The sequence below is a fragment of the Novilysobacter antarcticus genome, assembly GCF_019802285.1.
Taxonomy (GTDB): Bacteria; Pseudomonadota; Gammaproteobacteria; order Xanthomonadales; family Xanthomonadaceae; genus Novilysobacter; species Novilysobacter antarcticus.
The window spans coordinates 713,443-728,126 of sequence record NZ_JAIEUJ010000002.1; the positions used below are offsets into that span (position 1 = coordinate 713,443).

Here is a 14,684-nt window from a genome sequence, read left to right on the forward strand (position 1 = left end):
GAATCAGCGGCCGTCACCGTCCGCATCGCCCGGCAGGGCGCGCTCGACGTTGTGCCATGCGTCGCGAACCGCATGCTTGGCCTCACTCCAAGTCATGCGCGAGGACGACTTGGCGTTATCCCAGCGGTTGCCGAGATCCGATTCGAGCTGGTCGTCCCACTCGCGGCCCGGATGCGCGCTGCGCGCCTGGGTGCCGTAGCGATAGGCCGGGCGATAGTCGTTGTCGTAATCGTATTCGGGCTTGTAGTACACCGCGTTCTTGTGCTGGTCGCGGTAGTAGTTGTCGGTTGCGCTGTAGGTGCGATAGGTGCGGTCACTGCGATCGAACGCATCGCGCGCGGCATCCTTGGCCTCTTCCCACGTCAAGCGCGACTTGGCCTTGGCCTTTTCCCAGCCGCTGCGGATGTCCTGCTCCAGCGAATCGTCCCACTGGCGACCGGCGTACTGGGTGCGCACGGTATTGCCGTACTCGTAGGCCGGTGCGTAGTCGTCGTCGTAGTTGTACTGCGGGTTGGCGTAGGGACGGTTGCTGTACTCGTTGCGCCAGTAGTCGTGCTCGCCGGTCGGGTCGATGCTCTCGGCCACGGCCTTGCCGGCGCCCGCACCGGCCAGCGTGCCTACTGCGCCACCGATCAGCATGCCAATCGGGCCAAACAGCGCGCCGATGCCGGCTCCCGCGGCAGCGCCGCCGACGCCGCCCACGCCCACACCGACCGGATGGGCGCCGGGAGTCTTGGTAATCGGGTCACGGTTCATGTCACGGGATTCGTTGGGGTCCCTGGTCATCGGTATGTCCTCGTTTGAGTGGCCGCGGCAGCGCCGCTGGTGGAATCGAACCTGACAGCCGATGCGTCGTTATCGCGTGCAAGAAATGTCACGGCTGTGCGAAGCGTTCACGAAAAGGGGCCCTCACCGATTGGCCGCCGTTCGCTTCTGAATCGGTGAAGTCCACCGTGCGCTAACGGCATTTAGGCAAATGTGGGAGTCCACCCGATCAAGGAGCTGCCGATGAGCCGCCTACCCAATGACGATCGCAAGGACCCACCGTTTCCAGGCACCGGCCCGGGTGCGCCCATCCGGGAACCCGGCCGCGAGAAGGACATCCCAGTGACCGAACCCGATCCAAAGCAACACCAGAGCGACAACCAGGACGAGGCGCTCGAGGAAACCTTCCCGGCCAGTGATCCGGTATCGCCTTTTGTCGCCGCCAAGCAGGCCCCGCGCGACGATTAGACCAGCGGGGCGCTGCCCGACCCAAGCGCGACGACCGGCTCGAAGCCGCCGAAAATCATCCGCTTGCCGTCGAATGGCATCGGATTGCGCTCCTCGCTCATCCGCGGGTCGGCCATCATTTTCTCCATCGCGGCGTCACAGGTCGCCTTGTCGGGCCATTCGATCCAGGAAAACACGACCGTCTCGTCTTCCTTGGCCTGCACAGCACGGTGGAAGTCGGTCTGCTTGCCTTGGGGGACGTCGATGCCCCAGCACTCGAATACACGTGTTGCCCCGTATTCGAGGATCGCCGCATCGGCCAGATTGGCGTGCTTGATGAATGCGTCTTTTTTATTCGTCGGTACCGCCAGCACGAATCCACTGATGTAAGCCATCTGCGCTCTCCGGCAACGTCCGTGGACAATCCGCGGATCGAACCCGAACGGTGCAACGCATTGAATTAAGCGGCGATCAAGAATCCGTGAAGACGTGCGGGCGGTGATAGTGGCGGCATTACGGAAAGCGAACACATCCTGCGTGCACCGGGCCTAGGATGCGTTTCCGAATTCGATGGATCGAAACGCGATGACGATGAACAGGAAGCGCATCACGGCGGGCGTGCTGGCGGCTCTTTTCTCCCTACCTTTTGCCGCCGCGACGCAGACCAGCACAGAGCCACGTGCCTCCGCCGGCACGAATGCACCCGCGCAGCCGGCGGCGGGAATCATCAACCTGGATTCCGTCGCTGTGACCGGCCCGCAGCCCGGACCGGGACTGTGGCGCGTTTCGAAGGGTGAGCACGACCTGTGGCTCCTGGGAACGCTGTCGCCACTCCCCGACGGCATTACCTGGAATGCCGACTCGGTAGTGGACCTGGTCGGCCAGTCGCAGGAGGTGCTGTGGCGGCCTCACTTCGTGGTCGACGCCGACGTCGGCTTCTTCCGCAAGCTGTCGTTGGGCTACGGCATGCTGAAGGCGGAGAAGAACCCGGACGGCGCCACGCTGGAGGACGTGCTTTCCCCGCAGCTGTATGCCCGCTGGACGACTGCCAGACAGCGCTACCTGCCGCGCGATCGCGGAATCGAGCGCAAGCGTCCAATGGTTGCTGCGCAGGAGCTCTTCAGCGCCGCCATCCGCGAGGCAGGCCTAGGCTCCCCGAAAATAGTCAGCCCGCCGATCCGGGCAGTGACCCAGGCCGAATCCATCAAGGAGACGACGCCAAAGGTGACCGTGAAAATCGACGATCCGGCGGGCGCGATCAAGGACGTCCGCCGCATGTCGCTGAATGACTCCAACTGCCTGGAAGCGACTCTGGACGCGATCGATCAGCTACTGCCGCGCATGATCACCAACGCCAACGCGTGGGCCACCGGTGACCTGGCGCAGATCAATTTCGACCAGCTGGCCCGGCGCAACAACACCTGCGCGGACGTGTTCTCCAACGCGGATTTCTCGCGCAAGTGGGGCATTCCGGACATCCGCGCCAGCGTGCGCAACGAATGGCTGCGAGTGGCCGAAGCGTCGCTGGCGGAAAACGCAACCACCTTTGCCGTGCTGCCGCTGGAAGACCTCGTGGCACCGGACGGTTACGTGGCCCGGCTGAGGGCGCTGGGTTACGAGATCGACGCGCCCTGATCCGGTTGACCGGCCGTCGCCGACCTGGTTATTGCGTGTCGACGGCCTGCTTCACCCGCTCGACCAGAGCGCGCCGCGCGGCGACCAACTCGTTGGATGTGGCCTTGGGCCAAGCCGCCACCTGCGCGATGACCAGCTCGCGCGCCGGATCGACGTACACCATCTGACCGAAGATGCCGACCGCCGCGTAGCTGCCGTCGGTATCGGTCCACCACAGGTAGCCGTAGCCGCGCTCGGGCGCGTCGGTGCTGGCCTGCTCGCTGGTTCCACCGCGCAGCCAGGCCTCGGCAATCACCGGCTCGCCATCGATGCGCCCCCCCTCGAGCATGAACTGGCCCAGCCGCACGTAGTCGCCCAGCGTTGCCGACAGGCCGCTGCCGCCGGTGTTGCTGCCATCGCATTCGTCGCGGATCCAGAACGCGTCGGTTGCCATGCCGTACGGCTTCCAGATCGTGTCCGAGAGGTAGCTCGCGAGCGGGCGGCGCGTCGCGCGCTCGACCACGATACCGAGCAGATCGGTCTCGGCGGTGTTGTAATTCCAGTGGCTGCCGGCCGGCCATTGCCGCGGGAGCCGGCTCAGATAGGAGAGCACGTGAGCCTTCCCGTCGACACACGCGCCGCGGTACATCTGGGCCACGTCCGACTGGTCATCCGCGTAGTCCTCGTTCCACTGCACACCCGAAGTCATCGTCAACAGCTGCTGCACCGTGACGTCGGCATAGGCGCTGTCGGCAAGTTCGGGGATGTAGGTGACGAGCGTGTCGTCCAGGCTGGCGATGTGTCCCTGCTGCAGCGCGATACCGAGCAGGACGGAGGTGACCGACTTGGCGACGGAGAACGACTCCCAGCGCTGGTCCGGGCCGAAGTCGAGCGCATATTGCTGCATGCGGACCCGACCCTTGTGCAGGACCATGACGCCGGCGACGTGGTGCTCGGCCATGTAGCGGTCCAGCCACCTGGCATCGCCGGCCGCGCCCAGGATCAGGGGATCGCCCTCGGGAAACTCCCGGATGTGCGAGCCGCTTTGCGCGCGGTCGCTGGGGAAGCGCGCGCCCATGTCCCGGAATTCCGCCTCGCGCTGCGTCTGGGACCAGAACAGCACCGCTTCCCGCTGCTCCCCGATGGTCGGCGTGGTTGCCTGGCGGGCGGCGCCCGGCCACGACGCCACCAGGCAAAGGGCGAAAACGAGGAGGCGTGCGGCAAGGTTGAAATGCATGGCGGCGAGCGGCAAGAGCGGGCGGAGCGGCCATTCTACTGATGCCCCGCGCCCACCCGCCTAGCCGGTAGCTCTCCGCCGCCGGCGCTACGCTTGGCTTGCAGGCAGCAGCTCACGGGCGCCGCATTGTCGGTACGCCGCTCGCGCCGCACCCCCACTTCAATCCAAGGAAATGCCATGACCCCCAAGCCCAAAAAGCTTCAGATCGACATCGTCTCCGACGTGATGTGCCCCTGGTGCGTCATCGGCTACAAGCAGCTCGCGAGGGCACTGGAGGCCACCGCCACGCCGCATGAGATCCGCTGGCACCCGTTTGAGCTGAATCCGGAAACGCCCGCCGAGGGCCAGAACATGCGTGAGCATCTCGCCGAAAAATACGGCTCGACCACCGAGCAGTCGAACGCAAACCGCAGCGCCATCACCAAGGCAGGCGCCGAGCTGGGGTTCGAGTTCCAGTTCACCGACGACATGCGGATTCACAACACCTTCAACGTGCACCAGCTCATGCACTGGGCGGATCAGCACGGCCGCAAGCACGATCTGGAGATGGCGTTTTTTACCGCCCACTTCACTGACGGCCGCAACCTGTCCGACAACGCCGTGCTGGCCGATGTCGCGGCGGAAATCGGGCTGGATCGCGACGAGGCGCTGGCCGTGCTCGCCGACCAGCGCTTTGCCGCCGACGTGCGCGAGGCAGAGCGGTTTTGGACCAGCCAGGGTATCCGCGGTGTACCCGCAGTGATCTTCAACCAGCGCCACCTGGTCAGCGGTGCGCAGGGCGTGGACACCTTCGTTGACATCCTCAGGCAGCTGGCGGCGATGCCTGATGAGGGTGCGCCATCCAGTTGAACGACCGGAATAAAAAAGGGCGACCCGTGGTCGCCCTTTTTGCACTTCATTGCCGACCTTAAACGCCCAGCGGGTTCGGCTTCTCCGCGTCGATCTTGTAGGTCTTGATCGCCCGCGCCACGTCCTTGGCGGTCATCTTGCCGTCCTCCGCCAGCGCCGCGATGGCGGCGTGGGCGACGTAGTAACGGTCGACCTCGAAGTGGCGGCGCAGATTGGCGCGAGTGTCGCTGCGGCCGAAGCCATCGGTGCCCAGCACGCTGTAGGTCATTGGCACGTACGCGCGGACCTGCTCGGCGTAGCTGCGGATGTAGTCGGTGGCGGCGATCGCCGGACCCGCGCGGCCTTCCAGCAACGCGGTGATGTGCGCCTTGCGCGGCTTCTTGGCTTCCGGGTGGAAGCGGTTGTAGCGCTCCACGTCGGCACCATCGCGCGCCAGCTCGTTGAAGCTGGGGCAGGACCAGATGTCGGCAACCACGCCGAAATCCTTCTCCAGTAACTCGGCCGCGGCGATGACCTCGCGCAGGATGGTGCCGCTGCCCATCAGCTGGACGCGCAGCTCGCCGTTCTTGGGCTTGCCGGCGTCCTTGAACAGGTACATGCCCTTGATGATCCCCTCCGCGCTGCCCTCGGGCATGTCGGGGTGGGCGTAGTTCTCGTTCATCAGGGTGACGTAGAAGTACTCGTCGCGCTGTTCGGCCAGCATGCGCTGCATGCCGTGCTGGATGATGGTGACCACTTCGTAGCTGAAGGTCGGGTCGTAGCTGCGGCAGTTAGGGATCAGCCCGGCCTGGACCATGCTGTGGCCGTCCTCGTGCTGCAGGCCTTCGCCATTCAGCGTGGTGCGACCGGCGGTGGCGCCCAGCAGGAAGCCGCGCGCGCGCATGTCGCCGGCCTGCCAGGCCGCATCGCCGACCCGCTGGAAGCCGAACATCGAGTAGTAGATGTAGAACGGCATCAGGGCGAAGTCGTTGGTGCTGTAGCTGGTCGCGCACGCCAGCCATGACGCGAACGCACCGGCCTCGGTGATACCCTCCTGCAGCACCTGCCCGGCGGTGTCCTCGCGGTAGTACATCAGCTGGTCGCGGTCGACCGGCTTGTACTTCTGGCCGAACGGCGCATAGATGCCGATCTGGCGGAACAACCCTTCCATGCCGAAGGTACGCGCCTCGTCGGCCACGATCGGCACCAGGCGCGGGCCGGTCAGCTTGTCGCGCAGGGCGATATTGAGCATCTGCACGAAGGCCATCGTGGTGCTGATCTCGCGTTCGCCGGTGGACTTGAGCAGGCGCTCGAAGTTCGACAGTGGCGGTACTTCCAGCGCCTGGCTGGCCTTGCGGCGGCGCTGCGGCAGGAAGCCGCCTAGGGCCCTGCGGCGCTCCAGCATGTACTCGATTTCCGGCGAGTCCTTGCCGGGGTGGTAGAACGGCACCTTGCCGTCCTTGAGCTGGGCATCGCTGATGGGGATGTTGAAGCGGTCGCGGAATGCGCGCACGTCATCGTCGTCCATCTTCTTGGTGCCGTGGGCCGGATTGAGCGACTCGCCCGCCACGCCCATGCCGTAGCCCTTGACCGTCTTGGCCAGGATCACCGTGGGCATGCCCTTGGTGTTCACCGCCTCGTGGTAGCTGGCGTAGACCTTGTGCGGGTCGTGGCCACCGCGGTTCAGCCGCCAGATGTCCTCGTCGCTGAGGTTGGCGACCAGCTGCGCGGTCTCCGGGTACTTGCCGAAGAAATGCTCGCGCGTGTAGGCGCCGCCGAACGCCTTGCAGTTCTGGTACTCGCCGTCGACGGTTTCCATCATCAGCTGGCGCAGCTTGCCCGAGGTGTCACGGGCCAGGAGCGGATCCCAGTAGCTGCCCCAGATGTTCTTGATCACGTTCCAGCCGGCGCCGCGGAACTGGCCTTCCAGCTCCTGGATGATCTTGCCGTTGCCGCGCACCGGCCCGTCCAGGCGCTGCAGGTTGCAGTTGATAACAAAGACAAGGTTGTCCAGACCCTCGCGGCCGGCGACCGAGATCGCGCCCAGGGATTCGGGCTCGTCGGTCTCGCCGTCGCCGAGGAAGCACCAGACCTTGCGGTCGGTCTTGGGCATCAGCCCGCGTCCTTCCAGGTACTTGAAGTTGCGCGCCTGGTAGATCGCGCTGATCGGGCCCAGGCCCATCGACACGGTCGGGGTCTGCCAGTAGTCCGGCATCAGCCAGGGATGCGGGTAGGAGCTGATGCCGCGGCCATCGACTTCCATGCGGAAGTTATCGAGCTGGTCCTCGGTGAAGCGCCCTTCCAGGAACGAGCGCGCGTAGATGCCCGGCGAGCCGTGGCCCTGGATGAACAGCAGGTCGCCCGGATGGTCCTCGGTCGGCGCGCGCCAGAAATGGTTGAAACCGACGTCGTACAGGGTCGCCGAGGAGCCGAAGGTGGCGATATGGCCGCCCAGGTCGCCCGGCTTGCGGTTGGCCCGCACCACCATCGCCATCGCGTTCCAGCGGATGATCGAACGGATCTTCCACTCCAGCGCGTGGTCGCCGGGGCTCTTGGCCTCCAGCTGGGTGGGAATGGTGTTGATGTATTCGGTGGTCGGCTCGAACGGCAGGTGGGCACCGGCACGCCGCGAAACCTCGACCATGCGCTCGAGCAGCTGATGCGCGCGCTCGGGGCCATCGCGCTGGATGACCGCCTCGACCGACTCGACCCACTCGCGGGTTTCAGTCGGATCCGGGTCGTTCTGCATCATCTCGTTGAGCGGGCTTTCATAGGTATGGGTCATGCGCCTCGCGGCCCCGTGGCCACGCCTCATCATCAGGTGGGATCTATGCCGGTGATTCTACCGCGCGAGGGCAATCCGCGGCTGCTGGCGCCGGGCGGCCGGCAGTTGGCGGCTGGCGTTACCCGGTGCGCAGGTGCGCCTCACCTACGCCGCGTTGCTGCTTCTACTGATCGACGTGCGCGGTCGGACTGGACAGGCTGGATCACATGGCCACGATTCCTGCCACCTGCTTCGCACGCGCCGCAGTGCCGCCGGATCCGCTCGGGCGCGTGACGCGGCTGTGCCGGATCACGATCACCACTGCCGGGCAGCAGCCCCATTTTGCCGACTGGGCCCTGGCGGCAGACGCGTGCCGGACCATGTCCGCGCCGCCGCTATGGCAACGCTCGCAACTGATCGCGTGGGTACTGATGCCCGACCGCTGGCACGGGCTGGTGGCGCTGGGCGGGTTTGACGACCTTGGCGCCTGTGTCCGGCGGTTGAAGCTGCGCAGCGCGCGGGTGTTGGCCGCGCGCACTCCGGGTCTGGGCGAGTTGTGGGCAGGCGACTTTCACGCAGCTCGGGTGGACGATGAACTCCACGCCGCACGCCGTCTGGTGATGACGCCCGTGCGCACCGGCCTCGTGCCGCGCATTGGCGATTACCCGTTCTGGGACGCGCGCTGGTTGAACGACAAGGGCCGTGCCGCTCCGTCCCCCGGAGCGGTGGCGACCACCAGCCAGTTGTTGAACGGCGTGTTGCCATACAGCGGCGTGAAACTGGAGGCCAGCCCTGCGTCGTCGAAGCGGCGGCGCAGCGCGTCCGGGTCCGGGTAAGAGCGCGGCCCGGCGTTCATCCAGCCGATCGCGCGGGAAAACACATCCACCCCGCGGGTGATGCGGGCGCGGCGGCTGCCGTCATCCAGTCCGGTACGGATCACCAGGCGTGCGCCGGGGACGAGCATGGCGAGCGCGGCATCCAGGGTGCGCTGCTGGGCGTCGGGCGGAAGAAACTGCAGCACGTCCAGAATCGCCACGCTGCCTTGATGGAGCGGCAATGCGGCGGCCAGGTCCAGGCATTCGAAAGCCACGTCGTGCAGGTTCCGCCGAGCCGCGGCCCGGGTGGCGCGCTGGATCTTGCCGGCGTCGTTGTCGACGCCGCGGTACGCCAGCGCGATGCTGTCGGCGCGCAAGGCGTGGGCAAGCAGGCCCAGTCCGCACCCAAGGTCCAGCAAGGGCTGGGTGCTGCCGCGCAGGGCCGCACAGACGCCCGGATACAGCGGATCGCTGCGCAGCTTGCTCAGGCTGTAGTGGTAGTCCCAGTGCTGGCGGAAGCCGCGCTCCGGGGCGAACGCAACGGCGATCGCGCGCGCCTGGTCAGCCGACAGCGGCGCGCCGGAGGACGCCATCAGCGCGAAGCGGTTCCATCCAGCATCCGCGCCACGACCGGGAACGCGGCATCGGCCCAGAGCGCATACATCGCCTGCGATGGATGCAGCCCGTCATCGACCAGCATGGCCACCTCGCCGCCGCGCTCGCGGCTGACCGGCGTGATATCGACAAAGGCGACGCCGTGGCGGGCGCACAGCGTCGCAGACGCGCCGTTGTATTGATCGATCTCGGCGGCAATCTGTTCCGCATCGCGGCCCTGGGCAGTGGCAAAAGCCGTCACGCCCCAGTCGGGAATCGACAGCACCAGTACCCGCTCGGAGCGCCCACCTGCCAAGGCGATGGCACGTTTGAGCAAAGCGTGGAACTCGCCGCGGTAGTCGGCGACGCTCCGCCCGCGGTACTGGTTGTTGACCCCGATCAGCAGCGAGACGAGATCCCAACGCCCCAGCGGCTCGGCGATGTCCATCGCGGTGGACAGCTCGTCGGTGGTCCAGCCGGTGGCAGCGATGACCCGCGGCGGGGTAACGGCGATGCCGTCCCGGGCCAGCCGGTCGGCCAGCAATTCCGGCCAACGCTCCGCGCCTGCGACGCCCTCTCCGATGGTGTAGCTGTCGCCCAGGGCGAGCCAATCCACCGCGGTCGAGGTCGGCGCTGCCACTCAGGCCACCGCCACCCGTGACTGAGTCTCGGCGACTGCTCCGGTCTTCACCGCGCGACCGCGCTCGGCGGACCGGTCCAGCACTCTGTCGATGCGCCGGAACACTTCGGCAAGCTCGGCCGGCTCCGGCAACAGGGTGATCCGGAAGTGGTTCCGGTACGACACGTTGAAGCTGGAGCCCGGCACGACCAGCACGTCTTCGGTTTCCAGCAGCTCCAGCGCGAAAGCGTGGTCGTCGAAACCGACGGCGGCCGGGCCGACCACGGCCGGGAACGCGAACATCGAGCCACCCGGCGCCACCAGTTGCATGTGCGCGCTGGCGGCGACGCCCTCGATCACCGCTTGTCGCGCGGCATGCAGGCGACCGCCCGGGGCGCACAGCGCGGAGATCGTGTCCTCGCCATGCAGCGCAGCACGGATCGCCAACTGGCCGGGGACGTTGGAGCACAAGCGCAGCGCACCCAGCAGGTCCATGGCGTGGTGGAAATCGGCGGTGCGCGCGCGATCGCCCGACAGCACCGCCCAACCCACCCGCCACCCGCAGGCGCGGTGGACCTTGGAGAGTCCGCCGAACGACAGGCACGGCACGTCCCCGGCCAAGGGTGCCAGTGGCTGGAAGGTCGCCCCGTCGTACAGGATCGAGTCGTAGATCTCGTCGCACATCAGCAGCAGCCCGTGGCGGGCGGCGATGTCGACAATCTGCTCCAGCAGCGCACGCGGATAGGTCGCGCCGGTCGGGTTGTTCGGGTTGATCAGCACGATCGCGCGGGTGCGCGGTGAGATCAGCGCCTCGATCTCGGTCGGATCGGGCATGAACGCGTTTTCCGGCGCGCAGTTGTAATACACCGGGCGGCCGTCATTGAGGATTGTCGAGGCCGACCACAGCGGGTAGTCCGGCGACGGCAGCAGCACCTCGTCGCCCGGATTGAGCAGCGCGCGCAGGGACAGGTCGATCAGCTCGCTGACGCCGTTGCCGATGAAGACCTGATCGGCCGTCACGCGGTTGCCGCGATCGCGATGGAACTCGGCGATCGCCTCGCGCGCGGCAGGCAGGCCCTGCTGGTGGGTATAGGGGTCGGTCCCGGAAATGCCCTCGGTGATTGCACGCTGCAGGTGCTCGGGCGCGCGGAATCCAAACGCGCCCGGGTTGCCGATATTGAGCTTGATCAGCGTCCGGCCCTGGCTTTCCAGATCGCGCGCGCGGCGGGCGAGCTCGCCCCGGATCTCGTAACGCACTTCGGACAGGCGGGCACGGGTCTGCAGACGGTTTGACGACATTCTGATAGGAAGCAGCGACGTAGGGGCCTCCAGCGTATCCGATTCGCCGCCCGCGAACAGCGTTCAGCCTGCGGGAATCGCTGCGTCGCTATGTAGAATCGCGCCATGGACCCGCGCCCTCCTCGTGCATGAACGATAACCACGCCCTGCAGGCGATCGGCTGGCCGCTGGACGATCACGGCCGGCCCGCCTTCGCAGCGTGGCGAGAGATGCTGGCGGACTTTCCGACCGCCTACCCCGCACGGGTCGTGGAACAGCACCGCACCGGCTACGTGGTTGCGGTCGGGCCGGAAGAAGGCATTGCGGTCGAATCGCCACCGCATTGGCAGCGCGCACCCAGTTACCGGAAAGGCGCCACCCCGACCGAGCAGCGTGCCGGCGTCGGCGACTGGGTGCTGGTGGAGCCGGCGCCCGAGGACGCCATCGTCACCAAAGACCAGATCGTCGCCCTGCTGCCCCGGCGTACCGCGATCAAGCGTGGCGCGGCCGGCGAGCACTACAAGCAGCAGTTGATCGCGGCCAACGTGGACACGGTGTTTGTCGTGTGCGGGCTGGACTCGGACTTCAACCCGCGCCGGATCGAACGCTACCTGTTGCTGGTCAGCGGCAGCGGCGCCGTCCCTGTCGTGGTGCTGACCAAGCTCGACCAGGCCGATGACGTGCCCGGCTCGCTGGAGGCGCTGATCGACCTCGCCGCGCAGGATGTGCCCGTGCGCGCGGTCAACGCGCTGGACCCCGACAGCGTCGCCAGCCTCAACCCGTGGCTGCGGCCGGGTACCACGGCCGTGCTGGTGGGAAGCTCCGGCGCGGGCAAATCAACCCTGACCAACACTCTGGTCGGCAGCGAACGCATGAAAACCGGTGCGGTGCGAGAGAGCGACGAGCGTGGCCGCCACACCACTACCCATCGTGCGCTGATCCCGCTGGAAAGTGGCGCCTGCCTGATCGACACCCCCGGCATGCGCGAACTCAAACCGACCGGCGAAGAGGATGTGGCCGAGAACTTCAGCGACATCGATGCGCTGGGCGCGAATTGCCGCTTCCGCGACTGCCGCCACGCCAGCGAACCGGACTGCGCGATCCGTGCCGCGATTGAGGACGGCAAGCTGGACCCGCGCCGTTTCGCCAACTACGTGAAGTTGCAGGAAGAAGTCGCCGGCGCCGCCGACAAGCTGGCCGAGCGCCAGACCCAGCATGCCGCCGCCACACCGAATGCCACCGCTGCACCGCCCTCGCTCGCACGGCCCACGCGCAAGCCCGCCGAGAAGTCACCCGGCAAACCGTCGCGGCAACGCCCCCGGATCGACGATGACTACGGCGAGGACTGAGCCCGACATCGTCCATCACGCCGCGCTGGACGCGCGCATGGTGCAGGCCGCACGCGGGATCAAGGTGCTGACGCTGGCGAGCTGGCCGGCCAACCACGGCGCGACCTTCCTCGCCGACTACGCCCGCGGGGTGACGCGGTTGCCGCATGTGGAGTACCCGCAACACGACTTCAGCGAAGCGCGCGCCGAGCTGGCCGCGATTGCCCGCGAGGCGGATGCCAGCCACCCGCTGGGCCAGTACCTGATCGACGCGACCGCGAGCTGGGACACCGCTGCCCGCCTCTGCGAGGCCTTGGCCACGACTTCGGTCAGCGACCTTTCGCAAGAGCTATACGGCAGCGTGGACGCCCCGCTGCCCGGCAACGGTCCCAGCGCCCGTGTGGCGGCGCAGCACTTCATCGAGATCGCCGACCAGTTCGACCATGAGCTGGCCTCCCCGGCGGAGCAGGTGGAGATCTCCGCCACCGCGCTGCAATTGCAACTGCAGCGCGATCTGGACGACTACTTCAACGAACGCATGATCGAGGTCGTGCTGGACCCGGACCTGATCGCCAAGGCCGCGGCCGGTGCGACCCGGATCCGACTGCGCACCAGCGCCGCCTTCACCGACTACGACCGCCAGCAGCTGCTGCAGCACGAAGCCTTCGTCCACTCGCTCAGCGCCCTCAACGGACGCGAACAACCGGTGCTGGGCAGCCTGGCGCTGGCGTCACCGCGCGCGACCGCCACCCAGGAAGGCATGGCGACCTTTGCCGAACAGATCACCGGCAACATCGACATCGCCCGCATGAAGCGCCTGAGCCTGCGCATCGAGGCGATCGCCTGCGCCCTGGACGGCGCGGATTTCATCGAGGTGTTCCGCCTGTTCCTCGACGCCGGCCAGAGCCCGCACGAGGGCTTTGCCTCCGCCCAGCGCGTCTTCCGCGGCGTGCCTACCACCGGTGGCCACGCCTTCACCAAGGACACCGTCTACCTGCGCGGCCTGATCGGCGTGCACACCTTCTTCCGCTGGGCATTGCGGCGACAGCAACTGCGCCTGTGCCGTTGGCTGTTCGCCGGCAAGATGACCCTGGGCGACGTGCAAAGGCTGGCGCCGATGTTCGAATCCGGCGTACTGGTGCCACCGCGCTGGTTACCCAGCTGGGTTGCGCGGGCGAATGGCCTGGGTGGAATGCTCGCGTTCTCGCTGTTTGCCAACCAGATCCGGCTGGACACGATTGACGATGCGGATTTTGCGGATATTTAACGCATCTCGGGCCCTGCCGGATCCGTTCTTCGCTGGGACGGGAGGGCTCGGGTACCAACTCTGAACTCCGCTATCTCGCCGCGGAGCTCCGGCGGAACATGAATTTTCTATGGTGAGCCGCCCGCCATCAGTGCCGGGGATTTGCTCGTATGGTCCGTACGCTCAACCACATCCCCGCTCCCCTCCTGAATCTCGCCAATAACCGACTTGAACAGGCTGATGAACTCCTCGGCCGCCTTGGATGGCCTGCGGTCCTCCAGGAACACGCAGTCCACGTTGAACCGGATCGGCGGCGCGAATGGACGGAACGCCACGCCATTGTGGACCGTGGCGCGCGCGGTGAACTCATCCACCACCGTCATTCCGGCGCCGTGGCTGGTGAGCGCGGCAGCGGTGTAGAAGGTCTGGTTGGAGACCACTTCATGGACCTCGACCTTGCGTCGAAGCATCTCGCTGGCGAGCGCATCGCCCACCGGACCGCTGGCGGTCATCCCGACCACGTCGCGCCCGTTCAACAGAGTGAGTGGTACCGAATCCCCTACATCCGGAAGGTCCCCGCGCTGGAACAGCAGCACCATCTGGGCGGTATTCAGCAGACGTCGCTTCATGCGGGGGTGCAAGGGCGGCGCATAGGCGATCGCGATGTCGCAGGTGCGCTCGTACAGCGCCTGGAACAGCTCGTCGTGGTGGAGGGTCTGCACGTCAAACGTCACCTCCGGATGCAGTTGCCGGAAACGTGCGATAGCCAAGGGCGCGACGTGCAGGCCGAGCGACGGCACCACCCCGAGCCGGATGTGGCCGCCACCGATATTCTTGATGTTGCTGATCGTCTTCTGCAGCGACCCGAGGCGTTCGAATATCTCGTTGACCTCGACAAACAGCGCGTGCGCTTCGTCCGTGGCCACCAGCCGCCCCCTGACCAACGCAAACAGCTTCAGGCCGAGCTTGGACTGGGTGTGATGAAGCACCTTGCTGACCGAGGGCTGGGACACGTGCAGCGCCCGGGCGGCGGCGCTGATCGAGCCGGTCGTGTAGACGGCGTGGAAAACTTCAATTTGGCGAAGGCGCATGCCCTGATCTTAGGGCACCGGTCCGAGGGGTGACAAAGCGCCGGCCGTGGATGCGCCG

Annotated in this window: 13 protein-coding genes; 5 read left to right on the forward strand and 8 right to left on the reverse strand. The window is 66.7% G+C overall.

The window, feature by feature from the left end:
• Positions 1 to 3: 3 nt before the first annotated feature.
• Positions 4 to 786, reverse strand: coding sequence for a hypothetical protein (locus tag KZ491_RS08040; protein ID WP_222565290.1), 783 nt, complete (start codon positions 784 to 786; stop codon positions 4 to 6).
• Between the two features lie 222 nt (positions 787 to 1,008).
• Here KZ491_RS08040 and KZ491_RS08045 point away from each other — a divergent pair, with 222 nt between their 5' ends.
• The gene (locus tag KZ491_RS08045) at positions 1,009 to 1,233 is read left to right on the forward strand and encodes a hypothetical protein (protein WP_222565572.1); all 225 of its coding nucleotides are present in this window, start codon (positions 1,009 to 1,011) and stop codon (positions 1,231 to 1,233) included.
• Here KZ491_RS08045 and KZ491_RS08050 read toward each other — a convergent pair.
• A complete protein-coding gene (locus KZ491_RS08050) occupies positions 1,230 to 1,607 on the reverse strand; it encodes a DUF1428 domain-containing protein (RefSeq protein WP_222565291.1) in 378 nt (125 codons plus the stop codon). The genes KZ491_RS08045 and KZ491_RS08050 overlap by 4 nt on opposite strands.
• A gap of 190 nt (positions 1,608 to 1,797) precedes the next feature.
• Between KZ491_RS08050 and KZ491_RS08055 the strand changes: the two genes are divergently transcribed.
• Positions 1,798 to 2,847, forward strand: coding sequence for a TraB/GumN family protein (locus tag KZ491_RS08055; RefSeq protein ID WP_222565292.1), 1,050 nt, complete (start codon positions 1,798 to 1,800; stop codon positions 2,845 to 2,847).
• Between the two features lie 28 nt (positions 2,848 to 2,875).
• Here KZ491_RS08055 and KZ491_RS08060 read toward each other — a convergent pair whose 3' ends face one another.
• A complete protein-coding gene (locus tag KZ491_RS08060) occupies positions 2,876 to 4,063 on the reverse strand; it encodes a serine hydrolase domain-containing protein (RefSeq protein WP_222565294.1) in 1,188 nt (395 codons plus the stop codon).
• 177 nt (positions 4,064 to 4,240) lie between these two features.
• Between KZ491_RS08060 and KZ491_RS08065 the strand changes: the two genes are divergently transcribed.
• Entirely contained in the window at positions 4,241 to 4,912 is a 672-nt protein-coding gene (locus tag KZ491_RS08065) for a DsbA family oxidoreductase (RefSeq protein WP_222565296.1), read from the forward strand.
• A gap of 58 nt (positions 4,913 to 4,970) precedes the next feature.
• Here the strand turns inward: KZ491_RS08065 and aceE are convergent, their stop codons facing one another.
• The 4 genes from aceE to KZ491_RS08085 form a co-directional block, all read right to left on the reverse strand.
• The gene (aceE, locus tag KZ491_RS08070) at positions 4,971 to 7,676 is read right to left on the reverse strand and encodes a pyruvate dehydrogenase (acetyl-transferring), homodimeric type (RefSeq protein ID WP_222565297.1); all 2,706 of its coding nucleotides are present in this window, start codon (positions 7,674 to 7,676) and stop codon (positions 4,971 to 4,973) included.
• Positions 7,677 to 8,316: 640 nt separating this feature from the next.
• A complete protein-coding gene (locus KZ491_RS08075; RefSeq protein WP_222565545.1) occupies positions 8,317 to 9,042 on the reverse strand; it encodes a methyltransferase domain-containing protein in 726 nt (241 codons plus the stop codon).
• 20 nt (positions 9,043 to 9,062) lie between these two features.
• Positions 9,063 to 9,704, reverse strand: a complete 642-nt coding sequence (locus KZ491_RS08080) for an SGNH/GDSL hydrolase family protein (protein ID WP_222565298.1) — start codon at positions 9,702 to 9,704, stop codon at positions 9,063 to 9,065.
• A complete protein-coding gene (locus tag KZ491_RS08085; protein WP_222565300.1) occupies positions 9,705 to 10,982 on the reverse strand; it encodes an aminotransferase class I/II-fold pyridoxal phosphate-dependent enzyme in 1,278 nt (425 codons plus the stop codon). It lies immediately after the preceding gene.
• A 128-nt stretch (positions 10,983 to 11,110) separates the two neighbouring features.
• Between KZ491_RS08085 and rsgA the strand changes: the two genes are divergently transcribed.
• Together rsgA and KZ491_RS08095 are read left to right on the forward strand one after the other, a co-directional pair.
• Complete coding sequence (gene rsgA / locus KZ491_RS08090; protein WP_222565301.1) at positions 11,111 to 12,310, forward strand: ribosome small subunit-dependent GTPase A; 1,200 nt, start codon at positions 11,111 to 11,113, stop codon at positions 12,308 to 12,310.
• Positions 12,291 to 13,556, forward strand: a complete 1,266-nt coding sequence (locus KZ491_RS08095; RefSeq protein WP_222565302.1) for a peptidase MATCAP family protein — start codon at positions 12,291 to 12,293, stop codon at positions 13,554 to 13,556. Before rsgA ends, KZ491_RS08095 begins: the two co-directional genes overlap by 20 nt.
• A 107-nt stretch (positions 13,557 to 13,663) precedes the next feature.
• Here the strand turns inward: KZ491_RS08095 and KZ491_RS08100 are convergent, their stop codons facing one another.
• Positions 13,664 to 14,626: a LysR family transcriptional regulator gene (locus tag KZ491_RS08100; RefSeq protein ID WP_222565304.1), complete on the reverse strand. Its 963-nt coding sequence runs from the start codon at positions 14,624 to 14,626 to the stop codon at positions 13,664 to 13,666.
• Positions 14,627 to 14,684 lie beyond the last annotated feature (58 nt).

What these genes read in the sequence shown, in the direction of transcription:
- KZ491_RS08040 (WP_222565290.1), bottom strand. Translation starts at nt 786, where the DNA reads ATGACCAGGGACCCCAACGAATCCCGTGACATGAACCGTGACCCGATT.
- KZ491_RS08045 (WP_222565572.1), top strand. Translation starts at nt 1,009, where the DNA reads ATGAGCCGCCTACCCAATGACGATCGCAAGGACCCACCGTTTCCAGGC.
- KZ491_RS08050 (WP_222565291.1), bottom strand. Translation starts at nt 1,607, where the DNA reads ATGGCTTACATCAGTGGATTCGTGCTGGCGGTACCGACGAATAAAAAA.
- KZ491_RS08055 (WP_222565292.1), top strand. Translation starts at nt 1,798, where the DNA reads ATGACGATGAACAGGAAGCGCATCACGGCGGGCGTGCTGGCGGCTCTT.
- KZ491_RS08060 (WP_222565294.1), bottom strand. Translation starts at nt 4,063, where the DNA reads ATGCATTTCAACCTTGCCGCACGCCTCCTCGTTTTCGCCCTTTGCCTG.
- KZ491_RS08065 (WP_222565296.1), top strand. Translation starts at nt 4,241, where the DNA reads ATGACCCCCAAGCCCAAAAAGCTTCAGATCGACATCGTCTCCGACGTG.
- aceE (WP_222565297.1), bottom strand. Translation starts at nt 7,676, where the DNA reads ATGACCCATACCTATGAAAGCCCGCTCAACGAGATGATGCAGAACGAC.
- KZ491_RS08085 (WP_222565300.1), bottom strand. Translation starts at nt 10,982, where the DNA reads ATGTCGTCAAACCGTCTGCAGACCCGTGCCCGCCTGTCCGAAGTGCGT.
- rsgA (WP_222565301.1), top strand. Translation starts at nt 11,111, where the DNA reads ATGAACGATAACCACGCCCTGCAGGCGATCGGCTGGCCGCTGGACGAT.
- KZ491_RS08095 (WP_222565302.1), top strand. Translation starts at nt 12,291, where the DNA reads ATGACTACGGCGAGGACTGAGCCCGACATCGTCCATCACGCCGCGCTG.
- KZ491_RS08100 (WP_222565304.1), bottom strand. Translation starts at nt 14,626, where the DNA reads ATGCGCCTTCGCCAAATTGAAGTTTTCCACGCCGTCTACACGACCGGC.